The sequence below is a fragment of the Bacillus stercoris genome (assembly GCF_029772985.1).
In the GTDB taxonomy this organism is placed as follows: domain Bacteria; phylum Bacillota; class Bacilli; order Bacillales; family Bacillaceae; genus Bacillus; species Bacillus stercoris.
In genome coordinates this window covers 3,892,654-3,910,397 of record NZ_CP121861.1, presented here as the reverse complement: position 1 = coordinate 3,910,397, position 17,744 = coordinate 3,892,654, and the positions used below count along the sequence as shown (strand labels likewise).

At 46.1% G+C, this 17,744-nt stretch carries 19 protein-coding genes; 15 read left to right on the top strand and 4 right to left on the bottom strand.

Annotated elements, in window-relative coordinates; genetic code table 11:
- The first annotated feature begins 75 nt into the window (after positions 1–75).
- Positions 76–639 (top strand): signal peptidase I sipU, encoded by a 564-nt coding sequence (gene sipU, locus QA442_RS20280; RefSeq protein WP_071581038.1) that lies wholly within the window; start codon positions 76–78, stop codon positions 637–639.
- A 61-nt stretch (positions 640–700) separates the two neighbouring features.
- Here the strand turns inward: sipU and QA442_RS20275 are convergent, their stop codons facing one another.
- On the bottom strand, positions 701–1,309 hold the full coding sequence (locus QA442_RS20275) for a dienelactone hydrolase family protein (RefSeq protein WP_095431758.1): 609 nt from the start codon (positions 1,307–1,309) through the stop codon (positions 701–703).
- Between the two features lie 85 nt (positions 1,310–1,394).
- Between QA442_RS20275 and QA442_RS20270 the strand changes: the two genes are divergently transcribed.
- A complete protein-coding gene (locus QA442_RS20270; protein ID WP_095431757.1) occupies positions 1,395–1,787 on the top strand; it encodes a 3-hydroxyacyl-ACP dehydratase FabZ family protein in 393 nt (130 codons plus the stop codon).
- Positions 1,788–1,819: 32 nt separating this feature from the next.
- On the opposite strand, the gene QA442_RS20265 is transcribed toward QA442_RS20270, so the two are convergent.
- Positions 1,820–1,984: a hypothetical protein gene (locus QA442_RS20265; protein ID WP_014662796.1), complete on the bottom strand. Its 165-nt coding sequence runs from the start codon at positions 1,982–1,984 to the stop codon at positions 1,820–1,822.
- A gap of 132 nt (positions 1,985–2,116) precedes the next feature.
- On the opposite strand from QA442_RS20265, the gene QA442_RS20260 reads away from it, so the two are divergent.
- From QA442_RS20260 to QA442_RS20220, 9 genes are all read left to right on the top strand, one after another.
- Positions 2,117–2,866 carry a Cof-type HAD-IIB family hydrolase gene (locus QA442_RS20260; protein WP_095431756.1) on the top strand — a complete coding sequence of 250 codons (750 nt, stop codon included), beginning with the start codon at positions 2,117–2,119 and terminating at the stop codon, positions 2,864–2,866.
- Between the two features lie 201 nt (positions 2,867–3,067).
- Complete coding sequence (gene pxpA, locus QA442_RS20255) at positions 3,068–3,841, top strand: 5-oxoprolinase subunit PpxA (RefSeq protein ID WP_071578357.1); 774 nt, start codon at positions 3,068–3,070, stop codon at positions 3,839–3,841.
- A gap of 14 nt (positions 3,842–3,855) precedes the next feature.
- Entirely contained in the window at positions 3,856–5,070 is a 1,215-nt protein-coding gene (locus QA442_RS20250) for an NRAMP family divalent metal transporter (protein WP_095431755.1), read from the top strand.
- A gap of 23 nt (positions 5,071–5,093) precedes the next feature.
- Positions 5,094–5,867 (top strand): putative hydro-lyase, encoded by a 774-nt coding sequence (locus tag QA442_RS20245; RefSeq protein WP_080478305.1) that lies wholly within the window; start codon positions 5,094–5,096, stop codon positions 5,865–5,867.
- A gap of 44 nt (positions 5,868–5,911) precedes the next feature.
- Positions 5,912–6,634, top strand: a complete 723-nt coding sequence (gene pxpB / locus QA442_RS20240; protein WP_014662801.1) for a 5-oxoprolinase subunit PxpB — start codon at positions 5,912–5,914, stop codon at positions 6,632–6,634.
- 2 nt (positions 6,635–6,636) lie between these two features.
- Positions 6,637–7,644, top strand: coding sequence for a 5-oxoprolinase subunit PxpC (pxpC, locus tag QA442_RS20235; protein WP_080488047.1), 1,008 nt, complete (start codon positions 6,637–6,639; stop codon positions 7,642–7,644).
- 15 nt (positions 7,645–7,659) lie between these two features.
- Positions 7,660–8,412: an IclR family transcriptional regulator gene (locus tag QA442_RS20230; protein ID WP_071581032.1), complete on the top strand. Its 753-nt coding sequence runs from the start codon at positions 7,660–7,662 to the stop codon at positions 8,410–8,412.
- Between the two features lie 63 nt (positions 8,413–8,475).
- Complete coding sequence (lipC, locus tag QA442_RS20225) at positions 8,476–9,117, top strand: spore germination lipase LipC (RefSeq protein WP_071581031.1); 642 nt, start codon at positions 8,476–8,478, stop codon at positions 9,115–9,117.
- A 172-nt stretch (positions 9,118–9,289) separates the two neighbouring features.
- Positions 9,290–9,535, top strand: a complete 246-nt coding sequence (locus QA442_RS20220) for a YczI family protein (protein WP_014662805.1) — start codon at positions 9,290–9,292, stop codon at positions 9,533–9,535.
- Between the two features lie 5 nt (positions 9,536–9,540).
- Here QA442_RS20220 and QA442_RS20215 read toward each other — a convergent pair whose 3' ends face one another.
- A complete protein-coding gene (locus QA442_RS20215) occupies positions 9,541–9,828 on the bottom strand; it encodes an antibiotic biosynthesis monooxygenase family protein (protein ID WP_069839882.1) in 288 nt (95 codons plus the stop codon).
- 150 nt (positions 9,829–9,978) lie between these two features.
- Between QA442_RS20215 and pbpC the strand changes: the two genes are divergently transcribed.
- The 4 genes from pbpC to QA442_RS20195 all read left to right on the top strand — a co-directional run bounded on the left by pbpC (position 9,979) and on the right by QA442_RS20195 (position 16,982).
- Positions 9,979–11,985 carry a penicillin-binding protein 3 gene (gene pbpC, locus QA442_RS20210; RefSeq protein WP_071581030.1) on the top strand — a complete coding sequence of 669 codons (2,007 nt, stop codon included), beginning with the start codon at positions 9,979–9,981 and terminating at the stop codon, positions 11,983–11,985.
- Between the two features lie 100 nt (positions 11,986–12,085).
- Positions 12,086–12,988 (top strand): aldo/keto reductase, encoded by a 903-nt coding sequence (locus tag QA442_RS20205; RefSeq protein WP_071581029.1) that lies wholly within the window; start codon positions 12,086–12,088, stop codon positions 12,986–12,988.
- A gap of 186 nt (positions 12,989–13,174) precedes the next feature.
- Positions 13,175–15,259: a mannitol operon transcriptional activator MtlR gene (gene mtlR, locus QA442_RS20200; protein ID WP_071581028.1), complete on the top strand. Its 2,085-nt coding sequence runs from the start codon at positions 13,175–13,177 to the stop codon at positions 15,257–15,259.
- A 211-nt stretch (positions 15,260–15,470) separates the two neighbouring features.
- A complete protein-coding gene (locus QA442_RS20195; RefSeq protein WP_071581027.1) occupies positions 15,471–16,982 on the top strand; it encodes a class I adenylate-forming enzyme family protein in 1,512 nt (503 codons plus the stop codon).
- Positions 16,983–17,000: 18 nt separating this feature from the next.
- Here QA442_RS20195 and QA442_RS20190 read toward each other — a convergent pair whose 3' ends face one another.
- A complete protein-coding gene (locus QA442_RS20190; RefSeq protein ID WP_071581026.1) occupies positions 17,001–17,597 on the bottom strand; it encodes a class I SAM-dependent methyltransferase in 597 nt (198 codons plus the stop codon).
- Positions 17,598–17,744 lie beyond the last annotated feature (147 nt).

Sequence of the window (17,744 nt, the reverse complement as noted above, 5' to 3'; positions counted from 1 at the left end):
CCAAAAGTCTAACCAAGCTGATCCAAATGCTGTATAATAATTTGGAATTCTTAGGAAAGCACTGGGTGAAGGAAGTTGAATGCAAAAACAATCACGTTAAAGAAAAAAATAAAAATCAAATGGATCGTTGTACTCAGTATCGTTATGATTGCAGCTCTCATTTTTACGATCAGATTGGTGTTTTACAAGCCCTTTCTCGTTGAAGGCTCATCGATGGCCCCAACGCTTAAAGATTCAGAAAGAATTCTGGTTGACAAAGCAGTCAAATGGACTGGCGGGTTTCATAGAGGCGACATCATAGTCATTCATGACAAAATGAGCGGCCGCTCTTTTGTCAAACGTTTAATCGGTTTGCCTGGTGACAGCATCAAAATGAAGAATGATCAGCTATACATAAATGATAAAAAGGTGGAAGAACCGTACTTAAAGGAGCAGAAACAAGAGGTCGAAGAGTCGGGTGGAACCTTAACAGGCGACTTCGAAGTTGAGGTGCCTTCCGATAAATATTTTGTAATGGGAGATAACCGTCTCAATTCACTGGATAGTAGAAATGGAATGGGCATGCCTTCTGAGGAAGATATCATCGGTACTGAATCTCTCGTCTTTTATCCATTCGGTGAGATGAGACAGGCAAAATAAAACGCAATGCAAAAAGTACATAGAACGTATGACGGCACTGATAAAAAAGCGCCGTGCACGTTTAAAAAAATGATGATGAAGCAGGGCGGAGACGTTTTTCCGCCCCGTTTTTTATGATGGAAAGCGTTTTGAAGAAAAGGGCCCTGTCGAAATAAACAGAATCAGGATTGGCGAAGCCGTGAAGCGCATCAAATTGATAAATCTTCAGATGGGCATGCTGTTTCTCCCGAAGTTTTTTGATCAGAAGTGCTACGTCAAACGATGGCTCATAAGAAGGGAAAAACAATAGGACCGGGCAGGCTGGCACGTGATGAAGAGAATCACGTATCCGGGAACCGTAATAACAAACAGCTCCGCTTACCTCGGGCATACTGCTGCATTTCCATGCGATGGTAGCCCCTACGCTGAATCCAATCACAAAGATGTGCCGTCCGGCGTTTTGCCTGATCACATTCTGGATGATGGTTTCTCCCGTTTTCAGCCGTTCATGTTGTGTAAATTGTTCGTATGCTGTTTTTTCCTCTAGCAGTGTGTAGACTTCATCCTGGCCGAGCAAGTTGGGCGTCAGCACATCATATCCAGCCATGTTGATCAGCCGGGCCATCTTTTTCATATGGCTGTTTACACCGTATATTTCGTGGACAAGAATGACAAGCGGTTTTGGGGACATAACGGCCTCCTTTTGTGTTTTTTCCATTATATCCTATCGTTACGCTTTAGGCTGATATATAATGGTCAAAAAAAGGAGATATACAATGAACCCATTATCTTTGCCTCACCGCTATCCTTTTTTATTTATTGATGGCGTGACAGAAAGTGAGCCCGGAAAACATGCGGCAGCTTATAAGCTGGTTAGTGAGAACGACTGGTTTATTACTGAGACGCAAACAGAAATGCCTTTTTCACTTGTGATTGAAGCACTTGCGCAAACCGCTGCTTTTACAGGGATTACAGATGAGAACAGCTTGGGGTTATTGTCTTCGGTGAAGAAAGCGGAAAAGCTGGGAGCGGCTGTGCCTGGTGACCGGCTTGATCTTACGTTTGAAGTCACGCGAAATCGGCGGGGATTTGTGTTCGGACATGCCAAGGCGTCAGTAGGAGAGCAGCCTGTTGCTGAAGCTGAAATCGGCATCTATATTGAAAAATGAAAAAAACCCTTCACAACATTTTGTGAGGGGTTCTATTTTGTGTCGTAATCCCGTTCGCTTTGAGAGTCATCTCTTTGCTGGCGTTTGTGTTTTTCATCATTCATATTTTCCTTCAGCTCTTCATTAGGAATTGGATCGGTTAAGTCGTTGTGCTCGGGATTTTCATTTGGTTTGTTTTGCTGTTTTCTTTCTTTCATGTTTGATCACCTCACCGTTTGTTTTCCTCTTATCCGTTCACCTCAAACATGGGAAATCGCTTTTTTGTCCCGCTGGGTATAATGTATTAGAATAGAGAGAAGCACAACAAAAAGATAAAGAGAGGTACATATATGTCTATTCAAAGAGAAGATGTAGATATCAAGCTGATCGCAATTGATATGGATGGAACATTGCTGAACGACGAGCAGCTGATCTCGGAGGAAAACCGCAAAGCCATTCGTGAAGCGGAGGATAAAGGTGTGTATGTGGTGATCAGCACGGGCCGGACGCTGATGACGTGCCGGGAGCTGGCGGAGTCGCTGAAGCTGTCATCCTTTCTAATCACGGCAAACGGCAGCGAAATCTGGGACTCGAATTTTAATTTGGTGGAACGGAAGCTGCTCCATACAGACCATATTCAAATGATGTGGGATTTGCGGAATAAACACAACACCAATTTCTGGGCTTCTACCGTGAACAAAGTATGGAGAGGCGAGTTTCCGGAAAACATTACGGATCATGAATGGCTCAAATTCGGCTTTGACATCGAGGATGACGACATCCGAAACGAAGTGCTGGAGGAGCTAAGAAAAAACAAAGAGCTCGAAATCACAAATTCAAGTCCGACAAACATTGAAGTCAACGCGCTCGGCATCAACAAAGCGGCAGCCCTTGCCAAGGTTACGGAAAAACTCGGCTTTGCGATGGAGAATGTGATGGCGATGGGCGACAGCCTCAATGACATCGCGATGATTAAAGAAGCGGGTCTGGGCGTCGCAATGGGTAATGCGCAAGACATCGTGAAAGAAACGGCTGATTGGATCACGGATACAAATATTGAGGATGGTGTCGCTAAGGCGATTCGCCATTGGGTACTATAAAAAAGAGAGTCCTAAGATGGACTCTCTTTTTGTTTGGCAGGTTTTCTTCTGGGACCATGGTAGGTTTTCTGACAAAAGTATTTCACAAACTAATATGCTTGACTTATAATGAAATAAAGTTCAAAAATTCGGAATAGTCGTTCCGAATTTCGGGACAATAAATACATAAAGCATATCGTTTGCTTTGGCAGGAGGGATTCTGTGTTTCAAATTGATTTAAACTGTGATTTAGGAGAAAGCTTCGGAGCCTACAAGATAGGCCTTGACCAAGATATTTTAGAGTATGTGACATCAGCGAATATCGCATGCGGATTTCATGCTGGAGATCCTAGTGTGATGCGAAAAACCGTCGCACTTGCAGCAGAAAGAGGCGTGAAAATCGGCGCGCATCCGGGTTTGCCGGATTTACTCGGTTTTGGGCGCCGCAATATGGCGATTTCACCTGAGGAAGCGTATGATCTTGTCATTTATCAAATTGGCGCGCTCTCTGGCTTTCTAAAAGCAGAGGGACTTCACATGCAGCACGTCAAGCCGCATGGTGCTTTATACAATATGGCGGCAGTCGATCAAAAACTGTCGGATGCGATCGCGAAAGCTGTTTATAAGATTGATCCCGGCCTGATTCTTTTCGGTCTTGCTGAGAGCGAGCTTGTAAAAGCGGGAGAACGGATCGGACTTCAGACCGCAAATGAAGTGTTCGCCGACAGAACATACCAATCGGACGGCACACTGACACCGCGCTCCCAGCCGGACGCACTCATTGAAAGTGATGATGCAGCCGTCACTCAGGTGATCAAAATGGTGAAAGAAGGAGCGGTCAAATCTCAACAAGGACATGATGTGTCATTAAAAGCAGATACGGTCTGCATTCATGGAGATGGAGCCCATGCGCTGACATTTGCCCGAAAAATCAGAAAAGAGCTTAAGGCGGCAGGAATTGAAGTGACAGCTATTTCAGAACAGAAGTCCACATAAAGGAGGAACAATAGATGGAGCAGGAGAAAAAAACAGCAGGAAAAAAAGCGGGCAGCTGGTCATTGCTGATGGGCGCCGCCTTTTTAATGGCAACCTCAGCAATCGGACCGGGTTTCCTCACTCAAACTGCAACTTTCACAAACACACTCGCGGCAAGCTTCGGTTTTGTCATCTTAATCTCTATTATTTTAGATATTTTTGCCCAAACCAATGTGTGGCGCATCATCGCAGTTTCTGGAAAACGCGGTCAGGAAATTGCGAATATGGTGCTTCCGGGACTGGGGTATTTCATCGCCATTCTCGTCGTGCTTGGCGGGCTTGCCTTTAATATTGGGAATATCGGAGGTGCCGGGCTGGGGCTTCAGGTGCTGTTCGGCATTAAACCGGAAACAGGCGCATTGATCAGCGCTGTTATCGCCATTTTGATTTTTGTCATTAAAGAAGCGGGAAAAGCGATGGATCGTTTTACGCAAATCGCGGGCTTTGCCATGATCATCCTAACGCTGTATGTCGCAATCACGTCTGCACCGCCAGTCGGACACGCTGTGGCGAACACGTTTGCCCCTGAACACGTCAGTATTTTTGCTATTGTTACACTGGTGGGCGGAACTGTCGGCGGATATATCACATTTGCCGGGGGACACCGTTTGCTGGATGCGGGTATTAAAGGGAAGGAATCCATTCCCCAAGTAACAAAAAGCTCGGTTGTCGGCATTTTAATTACCTCTGTCATGCGGATCGCTCTTTTCCTTGCGGTGCTTGGCGTTGTTTCAAAAGGCCTGCATATCGATGAAAGCAACCCTGCGGCTTCAGTCTTCAAGCTTGCTGCTGGAAATGTCGGTTATAAAATTTTCGGATTGATTATGTGGTCTGCGGCCATTACATCTGTGATTGGAGCAGCTTATACATCTGTTTCGTTTTTCAAAACCTTTTCTCCAAAAATTGAAAAGAATTCACGCGGCATTATTATCGGATTTATTGTGATTTCTACGTTAGCTTTTGTCACAATCGGACAGCCTGCGAAGATCCTCGTCCTTGTCGGATCGCTGAACGGCTTGATTTTGCCGATTGCACTCGGAACGCTGCTTGTTGCCGCCTACAAGAAAAACATTGTTGGTGATTATAAGCATCCGCTATGGCTGACAAGCACAGGCGCGCTTGTAGTGATTGTAATGGCAGTTATGGGAATCTACACGTTATGTACACAACTTCCTCAATTGTGGAGCTGATATAAGTGGAGCAATTAAACAAAATGGCGCCAAAAGATGTACGCGCCCTGATACGAGAGGGAAAAATAAACGGGCCGACCGCAGGCATGTCCGGCGGCTATGCCCAAGCGAATCTTGTGGTTTTGAAGAAGGACCTTGCTTTTGATTTCCTGCTGTTTTGCCAGCGAAATCAAAAGCCCTGCCCCGTGCTCGATGTGACTGAAACGGGTTCGCCTGTGCCGTCTCTGGCTGCGCCGGATGCTGATATCAGAACGGACTTTCCGAAATACCGTATTTACAGGCACGGTATCTTAACGGAAGAAGTATCTGATATTACGCCATACTGGGAGGACGATTTTGTCGGCTTTCTGATCGGATGCAGCTTCTCCTTTGAACAGGCACTGATCAACAATGGGATAGCGGTCCGGCATATTGATGAGGGGACAAATGTCCCGATGTATCAAACGAATATCGATTGTGTTCCGGCGGGGGCGTTTCACGGACGGATGGTTGTCAGCATGAGACCGGTTCCTGAACGGCTGGCTGTACGTGCCGCGCAAGTGACCTCGCGTTTTCCGGCTGTGCACGGAGGGCCGATCCATATCGGCAATCCGGGAGCAATCGGCATTCGCAATCTGGACAAACCGGATTTCGGAGATGCCGTTTCCATTCGTGAAGGCGAGGTTCCTGTTTTTTGGGCATGCGGAGTGACACCGCAAGCCGTGGCTATGAATGTAAAACCTGAAATGGTCATCACACATGCGCCGGGGCATATGCTCATCACAGATATTCGAGACGAGTCGCTTGCGGTGCTGTAACCTCTCGTCATCCTGATGAACGAGAATTAAAAGAGGTGAGAAAGATGACTGTACGATATCAAATCGAACAGCTCGGTGATTCTGCAATGATGATCCGATTCGGAGAAGAAATCAACGAACAGGTCAACGGCATTGTCCATGCCGCGGCCGCTTATATAGAAGAACAGCCATTTCCGGGATTCATTGAATGTATCCCGGCTTTTACAAGTCTAACCGTATTTTATGATATGTATGAAGTGTACAAGCATTTGCCTCGGGGTATAAGCTCACCTTTTGAGAAGGTCAAGCGCGATGTCGAAGAGCGGCTGGTAGAAATAGCTGAAGACTATGAGGTCAACCGCCGTATTGTGGAAATTCCCGTCTGCTATGGCGGTGAATTCGGTCCTGATTTAGAAGAGGTGGCGAAGATCAATCAGCTGTCACCGGAGGAAGTGATCGACATTCATACAAGCGGTGAATATGTGGTGTATATGCTCGGATTCGCGCCCGGTTTTCCTTTTCTAGGCGGGATGTCAAAACGCATTGCAGCTCCGCGAAAATCATCGCCAAGACCGTCGATTCCCGCAGGTTCGGTCGGTATTGCGGGATTGCAGACAGGTGTTTATCCGATTTCAACGCCGGGCGGCTGGCAGCTGATCGGCAAAACGCCGCTGGCGCTTTTCCGGCCGCAGGAAAATCCGCCGACATTACTGCGGGCGGGAGATACTGTGAAGTTCGTTCGCATCTCAGAAGAAGACTATCACGCCTATAAGGAGGAGTCCAATTGAGCATGAAAGTATTAAAGCCCGGACTGCTCACAACGGTTCAGGATATAGGCAGAACGGGTTACCAAAAATACGGCGTTCTGGCCAGCGGCGCCATGGACACGGTTTCACTGCGCATTGCCAATTTGCTGATCGGAAACGGCGAAAATGAAGCAGGTCTCGAAATAACGATGATGGGGCCGGGTCCGTCGTTTCATTTTGCAAAAACGACGCTGATTGCGGTGACAGGGGCGGACTTCACGCTGCGTATTAATGACGAGGAAGCGCCTTTATGGAAGCCTGTGCTCGTCAAGGAAAACAGCACGGTCAGCTTTGGCCCCTGCAAGCTCGGCAGCCGTGCTTATGTAGCCGCAGCCGGCGGCATCAATGTGCCTGCCGTCATGGAAAGTAAAAGCACATACGTCAGAGCAGGCATCGGCGGACTTCATGGCAGAGCGCTTCAAAAAGAAGATGAACTGTCTATTGGAGAGATGTCAGCTCTTTCGCAAACCATCCTTTCCCGTTTAAGTCCGCAGCTTGAAAAACAGGGATTTGCAGCACCGAAGTGGTCGGTCAGCCGCAGCAGATTTCTGCCGCTGAAGAAGAATCCCATCATTCGGGTGCTGGAAGGAAAGCAATTCGCCTTTTTCACAGAAGAATCAAAAACGCGTTTTTATGAAGAAGCATTTCGTGTCACGCCGCAATCCGACCGTATGGGCTACAGGCTCAAAGGAGAGCCGCTCGAACTGAAAGCCCCGCTTGAGATGGTGTCAGAAGCGGTTTCGTTTGGAACAGTTCAGGTGCCGCCTGACGGCAACCCGATTATCCTGCTTGCAGACCGGCAGACGACTGGCGGCTATCCGAGGATCGCGCACATCATATCCGCTGATCTTCCGATTGTTTCCCAAATCATGCCGGGCGAGCACGTCCAGTTTGAGCCTGTGTCCCTTCAGGAGGCAGAAGCGCTTGCGGTAGAACGGGAACAGCATATAAAAGAACTGAAAACGAGAATGAAGATGGAATGGCTGACATAGCAAAGGGGATGAATGATGCAGAATAAAAATAAAACCGTAGTCAAATCTATGGCGCTGCTCAATTTGTTTTTGCATAAACCAAGCCTAACCTTAAGTGAATTGGTGTCGCTGACTGAAATGCCGAAGACCTCTGTTCACCGGATGGTCAGCTCTTTGGAGGAAATGGGGTTCCTCAGTCGGGATGCGTCCGGCGCTTATTCGCTGGGATTGGTGTTTTTGGAATTCGGACAGCTTGTCGCTGACAGGCTGGATATCAGAAAAATAGCGAAACCCGTGATGGAAGAGCTGTGCCGGGAAGTGGACGAGGCTGTGCAGTTGATCATGAGGGACGGCAATGAAGCGATATACGTTGAGAAAATAGAAGGGACACAGACTGTGCGGCTGTATACGGCAATCGGCAGGCGTTCCCCACTGTATGCGGGAGCGTGCGCCAGAAGCATTCTGTCCTTTCTTCCCCGTGAAGAAATCGAAGCATACATCAAACAAACCGAGCTCATTTCGATTGGCTCCGGAACGATTACCGATCCCGAAAAACTGCTTCAGGAAATTGATGCCTCCGTGCAAAATGGCTATACTGTCAGCTATTCAGAGCTCGAAAACTATACGGCGGCGATCGGCGCCCCAATCTTTAACCATAAGCGCCAGGTGGCAGCCGGCATTAGTATCGCAGGCTTTGAAGCGAGATTTACAGAAGACAGGATGCCCTATTTAACAGAAAAGGTGAAGGACGCCGCTTTACAAATTTCAAGAAAAATAGGATATACATAAGTAGCCAATCTTTACTCTGCTGCGTACATTAACGTATCGACGTTCAGGAGTGGAGGAAAGAACATGGTGCTTCGATATACAGCTCTGGGCGATTCCTTGACGACAGGGAGAGGCTCCGGGCTGTTTTCACCCGGCTTCGTCCATCGTTTTGGAGACATGATGTCAGCTGACTTGAAAACAAAAACGGCAATAGCCATATTTGCCAGATCAGGCCTGAATACAGAGGAGATTTTGGGGCTCCTGTCATATTCCTATGTGCAAAAATGCATACGAGATGCTGATATGATAACGATCACAGGCTGCGGAAACGATCTTATCGATTCGGTCTTAGCCTACCAAACCTCTAAGGATGAAACAATTTTCAGCCGTGTATCCGCCCATTGCCATGAGAATTTTGAAAAGATGATTGCCAAGATCGCCGAGATCAAAGGAGAAAACCCTTCCCCGTACGCCATCCGTGTGTTCAACTTATACAACCCGTTTCCCGGCATTGAAATCGCCGGCAAATGGATCACATCCTTCAATTCACATTTAGCAACACTTGCATCAGCACCCCATGTCAAAATCGCGGATGCCTACAGCATCTTCAAAGGCAAGGAGCAGGAATACCTGTCCTTTGACGGTGTCCATCCGAACAGCAAAGGCTATCAAGCGATGGCTGAAGCCGTTCACAAGTTAGGCTATAAAGAATTGTCAGTTTCATAGAAAACGCGCCTCATGACAGGCGCGTTTTTTATGTGTGATCGAAATATTAAAAGAAACTTAAAATTCCCTTTCTTCTGTTCTACATCCCCAAAAAGTGCGCTAGAATAATGGAGGGCGTAGGCAAATATAGCCATAACGTTCAATATTTCGTATATAAGGAAGGATGGTCCTTTTGTTTCGCATTGTTAAAATGTCCTTTGCGGTTATCATTATTTTATTGGCGCTTATTGCTTTTAAATATACGGAACACACCTCTGTTATCCAATCGGTTATGCTTGTTTTTCTTGGTGCAGTCATGTTTATGCAGGGGCTTGAAGAACGCAAAAAAGAAAATGACGGCTCAGGCGCTTTTAATATTTATACCGCCGTTTTTGTATGGTCTGTCTCCCTTATCGGTTTTACACTTCATATTATATAAATCTATTACACATCCTGAAAATGCTCGACTGTCGGGAACGGGGTATAGAACCGATGAAGCAAGGCTTTCCACTCTTGATACTCTGAAGAACCGCGAAAGCCTTCCGTATGGTCCTCAAGTGTTTCCCACTCCACAAGAAGCAGATATTTATGCGTTTCCTCCATGCATTTTGATAACGAGTGAGTGATATAGCCCTTCATGCTGGAAATGATCGGCGCCGCTTGCCGGAACGCCGCCTCAAACTCTTGTTCAAGCCCTTCTTTAATGTGAAGCATTGCTGCCTCTCTGACCATGCTATCCCTTCTTTCTGTCTTTTCAAATAGTCTACAGCAAACGATAGGAGATTTCTGCAAAATCGGTGAACTTTTCCTTCATTTTCAAAAAAATCTTGCACGCACCAATTCAATTAAGAGAAAATAACAAGTGGAAGGCAGGGGAAAGTCATGTTAAAAAAGTGTATTCTACTAGTATTTCTATGCGTCGGGTTGATTGGATTGATCGGATGCTCCAAAACAGATTCACCAGAGGATCGCATGGAAGCATTCGTGAAACAGTGGAACGATCAGCAATTCGATGACATGTATCAAAGCCTGACTAAAGATGTCAAAAAAGAAATCTCCAAAAAAGATTTCGTCAACAGGTATAAAGCCATCTATGAGCAGGCCGGCGTAAAAAACTTGAAAGTCACTGCGGGAGAAGTAGATAAGGACGATCAAGACAACAAGACAATGAAACATATCCCGTATAAAGTCAGCATGAACACAAATGCCGGCAAAGTCAGCTTCAAGAATACTGCTGTGCTGAAATTAGAAAAAACAGATGACGAGGAGTCATGGAATATAGATTGGGACCCATCGTTTATTTTCAAGCAGCTGGCTGACGACAAAACCGTGCAAATTATGAGCATTGAACCGAAACGAGGCCAAATTTACGATAAAAATGGAAAAGGCTTAGCCGTCAATACAGATGTTCCGGAAATCGGGATTGTTCCCGGAGAGCTTGGCGATAAAAAAGAGAAAGTCATAAAAGAGCTCGCCAAAAAACTTGATTTGACTGAAGACGACATCAAGAAAAAGCTGGATCAAGGCTGGGTAAAAGACGATTCGTTTGTGCCGCTCAAAAAGGTCAAGCCTGACCAGGAGAAGTTAGTTTCTGAAGCGACGTCATTACAAGGCGTAACAAGAACGAATGTCAGCTCCCGCTACTATCCGTATGGCGAAAAGACAGCCCATTTGACAGGGTATGTCCGCGCCATTACAGCGGAAGAACTAAAGAAAAAGAAAGAAGGAACGTACAGCGATACGTCTAACATCGGCATCGCCGGACTTGAAAATGTGTATGAAGATAAGCTAAGAGGCACAACTGGCTGGAAAATTTACGTGCCGCAAACCGGGGAAGTCATCGCTGAAAAGAAAGCAAAGGACGGCGAGGATCTTCATCTTACAATTGATATTAAAACGCAAACGAAGCTGTATGATGAACTCAAGGATGACAGCGGGACGGCAGTCGCGCTGCAGCCGAAGACAGGCGAAACACTTGCACTTGTCAGCGCGCCTTCCTACGATCCGAACGGGTTTATTTTCGGCTGGAGCGATAAGGAATGGAAAAAGCTAAACAAAGATAAAAACAACCCGTTTTCAGCGAAATTCAATAAGACATATGCACCAGGTTCCACCATTAAACCGATTGCAGCTGCTATTGGAATCAAAAACGGCACCCTTAAAGCCGATGAAAAGAAAACAATCAAAGGTAAGGAGTGGCAAAAAGATTCGAGCTGGGGCGGCTATTCAGTGACACGTGTGTCTGAGAGACTTCAGCAAGTCGATTTGGAAAATGCCCTTATTACGTCAGACAATATTTATTTTGCCCAGAATGCGCTTGATATGGGAGCGGACACCTTCACAAAAGGCTTGAAGACATTCGGTTTTTCAGAGGACATTCCGTATGAATTCCCGATCCAGAAATCGTCTATTGCAAATGACAAGCTTGATTCAGACATTTTGCTTGCGGATACGGGCTACGGACAAGGGCAAATGCAAATGTCTCCGCTTCACTTGGCAGCTGCTTACACGCCATTTGTTGACAATGGAGACCTTGTCAAACCGAAGCTGATCAAAAAAGACTCGCAAACAGCTGATGTTTGGCACAAGCAAGTGGTCACGAAGGAAGGAGCGGCAGACATTACAAAAGGTCTGAAGGGCGTTGTCGAGGATGAGCGCGGATCAGCCTATCAGCCTGTCGTGAAAGGAATCACAGTGGCCGGAAAAACAGGAACAGCCGAGCTGAAAACATCCAAAGATGATAAGGATGGCGCGGAAAATGGCTGGTTTGTCGGCTACGATTACAAAAACAAAGACCTGCTTGTCGCCATGATGATCCAAAATGTGCAGGACCGCGGCGGCAGCCACTACGTCGTTGAGAAAGCGAAAAAGCAATTTCAATCGAATTAAAATGTCTTTTTAAAAGGGGCGAAAGGAAAAAGGGGATCTGAGGCCGAATGAACTAGTAAGGGGCAAAACCCGGTTTATACAAGGAAAAGAGGGATTTTGCATGCAACGTATTCAATTGGCGGAGGATCTTCAATTTTCAAGAGTCGTACACGGCCTTTGGCGGCTGAATGAATGGAACTATTCAGATGCTGAACTGCTGAGTCTCATTGAATGGTGTATCGATCACGGCATCACGACCTTTGATCATGCGGATATTTATGGGGGCTATACGTGCGAAAAGCTGTTTGGAAACGCCCTCGCCCTTTCGCCCGGATTAAGAGAAAACATAGAGCTGGTCACAAAATGCGGCATTGTTCTTGAATCGCCTGAACGGCCAGCTCACAGATCGCATCATTATAACACAAGCAAATCGCATATTTTGGCATCCGTTGAGCAATCACTTATGAACCTTAGGACGGATTATATCGATGTGCTGTTGATTCACAGACCGGACCCGCTCATGGATCCGGAGGGGGTAGCAGAGGCGTTTCAAGCGCTGAAATGCTCTGGCAAGGTCAGGTACTTTGGTGTTTCAAATTTTAAAGATCACCAGTATCGGATGCTGGAATCGTATTTGCCTGAGAAGCTCGTGACCAACCAGATTGAGCTTTCCGCATATGAATTAGAAAATGTGCGCGACGGCACTTTGAACCTCTGTCAGGAAAAACGGATACCGCCCATGGCTTGGTCGCCTCTGGCAGGCGGCAAAGTTTTCACTGGTGACACGGAAAAAGACCGGCGTGTCCGCACGGCGCTTGAATCCGTTCAAGCAGAGATCGGCGCCGCTTCTTTGGACGAGGTCATGTACGCATGGCTGTATACGCATCCGGCAAACATCATGCCGATTGTCGGAAGCGGAAAGCGCGAGCGGATTACCGCCGCGATAAACGCGATGTCATACAAGCTTGACCAAGATCAATGGTTTCGTATTTTTACAGCCGTACAGGGTTACGATATTCCATAAAAAGCATCAGCTTACCAGCTGGTGCTTTTTCAATGTTGTCACACCGCTTAGTGCCAAATTACCATTTATAAGTGATTGATTCTTATTTGAAAGCGTTTTATATTAAAAGGAAACCTCTCTATATCCTCTACTGCATCTCCTTGCGACTTCATCCGCACATCAAGATTGTCTAGGAGGTCTTTTTTTATGTATATGACTGCCAGAGAACAAAAGCTGTTAAAGCACTTGTTATTACAAAATAGATATATAACCGTAACTGAGCTTGCTGAGCTGATGGAGGTCAGCACGAGAACCATTCACAGGGAGCTCAAATCAATTAAGCCGCTGATGGAAACCGTCGGGCTTACGCTTGATAAACAGCCCGGCAAAGGGTTGAAAGCAGTGGGAAGTCCCGAGGATAAACAAAAGCTGCTCACCGATTTATCATATGAACAGCATGAATACAGCGCGGACGAAAGGAAACTGCTCATTCTTTGTTCGCTATTAGAGTCTCAGGAGCCCGTCAAACTGTACACGCTTGCTCATGATCTTCAGGTGACAAATGCCACGGTAAGCTATGACTTAGACGAGCTGGAGAAATGGATTTCTCCCTTCGGATTGACACTGATCCGCAAAAGAGGTTTTGGCATCCAGCTCATAGGGCCGGAGAATGCGAAACGGAAAATTGTCGGCAACTTGATTGTGAACCGCCTTGACATCCAAATGTTTTTGGAAGCGGTTGAATTAAACATCAAAGGAAAACCTGATTCTTCAGAGAAAATGTTCGGTGTTGTCAGCAAAGGTGAGCTGCTAAAAATGGAGCGCATCTTATTTCAGCTGAAGGAAAAAATCGCTTTTTCATTGTCCGACAGCTCCTATATAGCGCTCGTTGTCCATCTGACGTATGCGATCGAACGGATTAAGCTTGGGGAAACCATCACCATGGAGCAAAATGAGCTTGAGGAGATGAAGAATGCGAGAGAATACAGCTCGGCTCTTGAAATCGCAGGCGAGCTTGAACGAGCCTTCGGCGTGACGATACCGGAGGCGGAGGTCGGCTATATTACAATCCACCTTCGAAGCGCCAATCGAAAATACAAAACAGAATACAAAGCGCAGGAAATTGAGCTGGAAACAGCCCTGCAAACAAAGCGGCTCATTGCCTTTATTTCAGATAAAATCCGAATGGATCTCACGAAAAACTACTCTTTATATGAAGGCTTGATCGCCCATTTGGAGCCGGCCGTCAGCCGCATAAAAGAAAATATTGAGATATACAATCCGATGAAGGAACAGATCAAGCGCGATTATTTTCTGCTTTACATGGCCATCGAAGAAGGCGTCGAAAAATATTTTCCGGGCATGTCCTTTTCTGATGATGAAATTGCTTTTATCGTTCTTCACTTTGGCTCGGCTCTTGAAATCAAAAAAGAAGAAGCAAAAGTGAAAGCGCTTGTCGTCTGCTCAAGCGGGATCGGCTCTTCGAAAATGCTTGCCTCAAGGCTGAAGAAAGAACTGCCGGAAATTGAATCGTTTGATATGTCATCCCTGATCGAGCTAAAGGGGAAGGATGTTCAAGCGTATGATATGATTGTATCCACTGTTCCGATTCCTTATGAAAACATTGATTACATCATGGTCAGCCCGCTATTAAATGAGGAAGACGCAAACCAGGTCAAGCAGTATATCAAGCGGAAAATTCCCCTTATTCTTAACAAAAAAAGAAGCCCCAAGGAAGAAACGCAGCAAGCTGATGCACCTGATATGCTGGAAGCGGCGGAAAGCATAGGTCGGTATATGGAGGTTATTCAAGATGTTTTGCGCCATTTTTCACTAACTCAACTCAAAACAAACCCGGATCATAGCATGCTTCTATTAGAGCTTTTTCAGCAGCTGAAAAAGGATGGCTTGATCCGTGATCCAAAAAAAGCCGCGGTTTGCCTGGCTGAGCGGGAGAAACAAGGGGGATTGGGCATCCCAGGAACAAACATGGCGCTTTATCATCTCAAAAATGATGAAATCGTCCTGCCTTTTTTCAAAATGTTTGATCTCAGCGCCTCCTATGAAGTGGATGGCATGGACGGAAATACCCTCATCATGACACGCATCCTCGTCATGATGGCGCCTGGTTCATTATCTGCTGAAGGCTCGGAAATTTTAAGCGCGATCAGCTCGGCAATTATCGAGAGCGGAGAAAGCATGGCGGGGTTTCAGGAAGAAGGAGAACAAGAATTGTATCAGCGGTTAAACCGCATATTTTTCACTTGGATGAAAGAAAAAAACATACTGTAATCCTTCATGGCACACGTCAAAAAATTGGTGTGTGTTTTTCTGTGGACGGGGAACAAAATAAGAAAATGTGGGACTATTTTATCATTCAGTATTGGAATAATTCCAAAATGAAATAGTTTTACAAGTTATCTTTTTTGGGTTAAAATGGGTGAGGTAAGGAAGAAAATCTAACAAATTATTGAAGATTCAAGAGAATATAGGAGATGACGATATGGAAACATTACAGCATCTGATTCTGCATGACATGCCGGATAGCGAAGAAATAGAGGCTGTAAAAAGCGGAGACCATACACTGACATATAAAGGTTACCGTAAACGGATTAATCAGCTGGCGAATGCCATGCTGCAAAAAGGAATTCAAAAGGGCGACCGTGTTGCATTGCTTTGCAAAAACGGCCATCCCGCATCAACTGTTATGTTCGCCGCGCTTGAAATAGGTGCTGTTGTTGTACCTGTCAGCTGGCAGCTGAAACCATATGAAATGACAGGCATTTTAAAAGCAAGTGAACCGAAAGCGATGTTTTACGGAGCGGAGTTTAAAGAGACGCTGGAGGAAATTCTTCCTGAATTGTCCTCACTGTGTTTAACAATGGAGACAGGAACAGCTTACGAAACATCTGCTGAATTTGAAGCGCTGTTTGCCGGTCCTGATCAATTGCCGGAAACGGAAATGGTTTCCCCAGATGATACAGCACTTCTCATGTTTACGTCTGGCACAACGGGAAACCCGAAAAGATGCATGATCACACATGGCGGCATATACAGATACGTCAAAAAATCCAACAGCTCAGTAACACGGATGAAGGGCCTTCGTTTTCTCGCGTGCCATCCGATTTATCATACGAGTGCGCTCATTTGCATCATGCTTGGAACGTTTGCAGGAACAACCTTTGTGTTCACAAAGGATCAGGATCCTGTTCACATGCTGAAGGTCATTGAAGAGGAGAAAATTCAGACCGTGATGGCTCTTCCTGTGTTTTACACGTATTTGCTTGAAGCGTGGGAAACGCACCAAACTGACTTATCTTCGCTTGTTATTTTAATGACAGGCGGAACGAAAGTGCCGAGCAGCCTAATCCGCCGCTATCTTGATATCGGCATTCCGCTCGCGCATGGCTATGGAAGTACTGAGGCTTGGGGAATCAGCACATGGATGCCTGATATGGGAATGGATAAAGCGGCATCTGCGGGGAAACCTGTGGAAGGCGTTAAAGTCAAAGTGGAAGATCCTCTGACGGGAGAAGAACTCCCCCAAGGAGAAATCGGCGAAATCGTTGTTCATACTCCATTCTTATTTAAAGGCTATGAAGACAACCCTGAAGCAACAGCGAAAGTGCTGCAAAACGGATGGTTCAGAACCGGAGATTCAGGCTATGTGGATGAAGATGGCTTTATTTTCATCACTGGACGCTACAAGGATGTCATTATTTACGGAGGTGATAACGTCTATCCTGATCAGGTTGAAGAAGTTATCCAGCAGATCCCGGGAATCCTTGAAACGGCGGTGGTCGGAATACCAGACCCGCTTTACGGTGAAAAACCGAAAGCTTTTATCGTGAAAAATGGCGGCCAGCGCATAACGGAAGAGGATGTTATCGCATTTTGTAAAGAGCGCCTGTCCGCTTACAAAATACCTGAAGTTGAATTCGTTAACGAACTGCCGAAAAACAACCTCGGCAAGGTGAAAAAAGACGTCCTGCGCAACCAGGCTGTACATTCATAAAAGAAGAAGCCCGCCACTTTATGTGGCGGGCTTCTTTGCAGTCGCACAAACGGCAAGCTCAGGCCTAATGTTCTTAAATTGTATATCAATGTCCTCGAAGCCGGCTGCTTTGAAGTCGGCAATCATCTGTTTTCCAAATGATTTTGTTTTCTCAGGACTGGCATCCGCTTCCCGCGGCTGCATCGTAATGGCTGCTTTGCCGCCGGGCTTTAATGCACGATAAATCTGTTTCATGCCTTTTGTTTGGTCATTCCAAATGGTGTAGTTGTTAACGGAAATCACTTTATCATAAAACGAGGCGGAAAGAGGAAATGTCTCGACGCTTCCTTGTATCAGGCGCACACCCTCTGATTTCACTCTGCGGGCGGCCAGCTTCAGCATGGCTTCTGACACATCAATCCCATGAAGATGAACATCCTTTTCGCGTTTCAATATCTGCTGCATGCAGTATCCAGGGCCAAACCCGACTTCTAAAATGCTGTCCCCGCGCATGATCTCAAGCTGATTGATTGTCCACTGATTCAGTGTTTGATTTTCAGCAGCCATGATGTACCCGGCAATCATGCCGATGACGCCCTTTGGCCTGCTGAATCTTCTAGAAAGCATGTTAATCATTCAGCAACCAACCCCCTTTTTGAGTTATTTCCTCCCAGCGTTCCATGTGAAACATTTTTCTGATAAAGCAATGCGAAGGTGCCGAGCCATGTTTATCCAAAGAGCGTGTGAGGTACACAACAAATAGACAAGAAACCAAAGGAGGAG

Bases quoted from the DNA above. Each gene is read 5' to 3' on its own strand.
- QA442_RS20195 (WP_071581027.1), top strand. From the start codon at position 15,471: ATGGAAACATTACAGCATCTGATTCTGCATGACATGCCGGATAGCGAA.
- QA442_RS20250 (WP_095431755.1), top strand. From the start codon at position 3,856: ATGGAGCAGGAGAAAAAAACAGCAGGAAAAAAAGCGGGCAGCTGGTCA.
- QA442_RS20260 (WP_095431756.1), top strand. From the start codon at position 2,117: ATGTCTATTCAAAGAGAAGATGTAGATATCAAGCTGATCGCAATTGAT.
- mtlR (WP_071581028.1), top strand. From the start codon at position 13,175: ATGTATATGACTGCCAGAGAACAAAAGCTGTTAAAGCACTTGTTATTA.
- QA442_RS20205 (WP_071581029.1), top strand. From the start codon at position 12,086: ATGCAACGTATTCAATTGGCGGAGGATCTTCAATTTTCAAGAGTCGTA.
- pxpB (WP_014662801.1), top strand. From the start codon at position 5,912: ATGACTGTACGATATCAAATCGAACAGCTCGGTGATTCTGCAATGATG.
- pxpC (WP_080488047.1), top strand. From the start codon at position 6,637: ATGAAAGTATTAAAGCCCGGACTGCTCACAACGGTTCAGGATATAGGC.
- QA442_RS20270 (WP_095431757.1), top strand. From the start codon at position 1,395: ATGAACCCATTATCTTTGCCTCACCGCTATCCTTTTTTATTTATTGAT.
- QA442_RS20230 (WP_071581032.1), top strand. From the start codon at position 7,660: ATGCAGAATAAAAATAAAACCGTAGTCAAATCTATGGCGCTGCTCAAT.
- QA442_RS20215 (WP_069839882.1), bottom strand. From the start codon at position 9,828: ATGGTCAGAGAGGCAGCAATGCTTCACATTAAAGAAGGGCTTGAACAA.
- QA442_RS20265 (WP_014662796.1), bottom strand. From the start codon at position 1,984: ATGAAAGAAAGAAAACAGCAAAACAAACCAAATGAAAATCCCGAGCAC.
- pbpC (WP_071581030.1), top strand. From the start codon at position 9,979: ATGTTAAAAAAGTGTATTCTACTAGTATTTCTATGCGTCGGGTTGATT.
- QA442_RS20190 (WP_071581026.1), bottom strand. From the start codon at position 17,597: ATGATTAACATGCTTTCTAGAAGATTCAGCAGGCCAAAGGGCGTCATC.
- QA442_RS20275 (WP_095431758.1), bottom strand. From the start codon at position 1,309: ATGTCCCCAAAACCGCTTGTCATTCTTGTCCACGAAATATACGGTGTA.
- lipC (WP_071581031.1), top strand. From the start codon at position 8,476: ATGGTGCTTCGATATACAGCTCTGGGCGATTCCTTGACGACAGGGAGA.
- QA442_RS20245 (WP_080478305.1), top strand. From the start codon at position 5,094: ATGGCGCCAAAAGATGTACGCGCCCTGATACGAGAGGGAAAAATAAAC.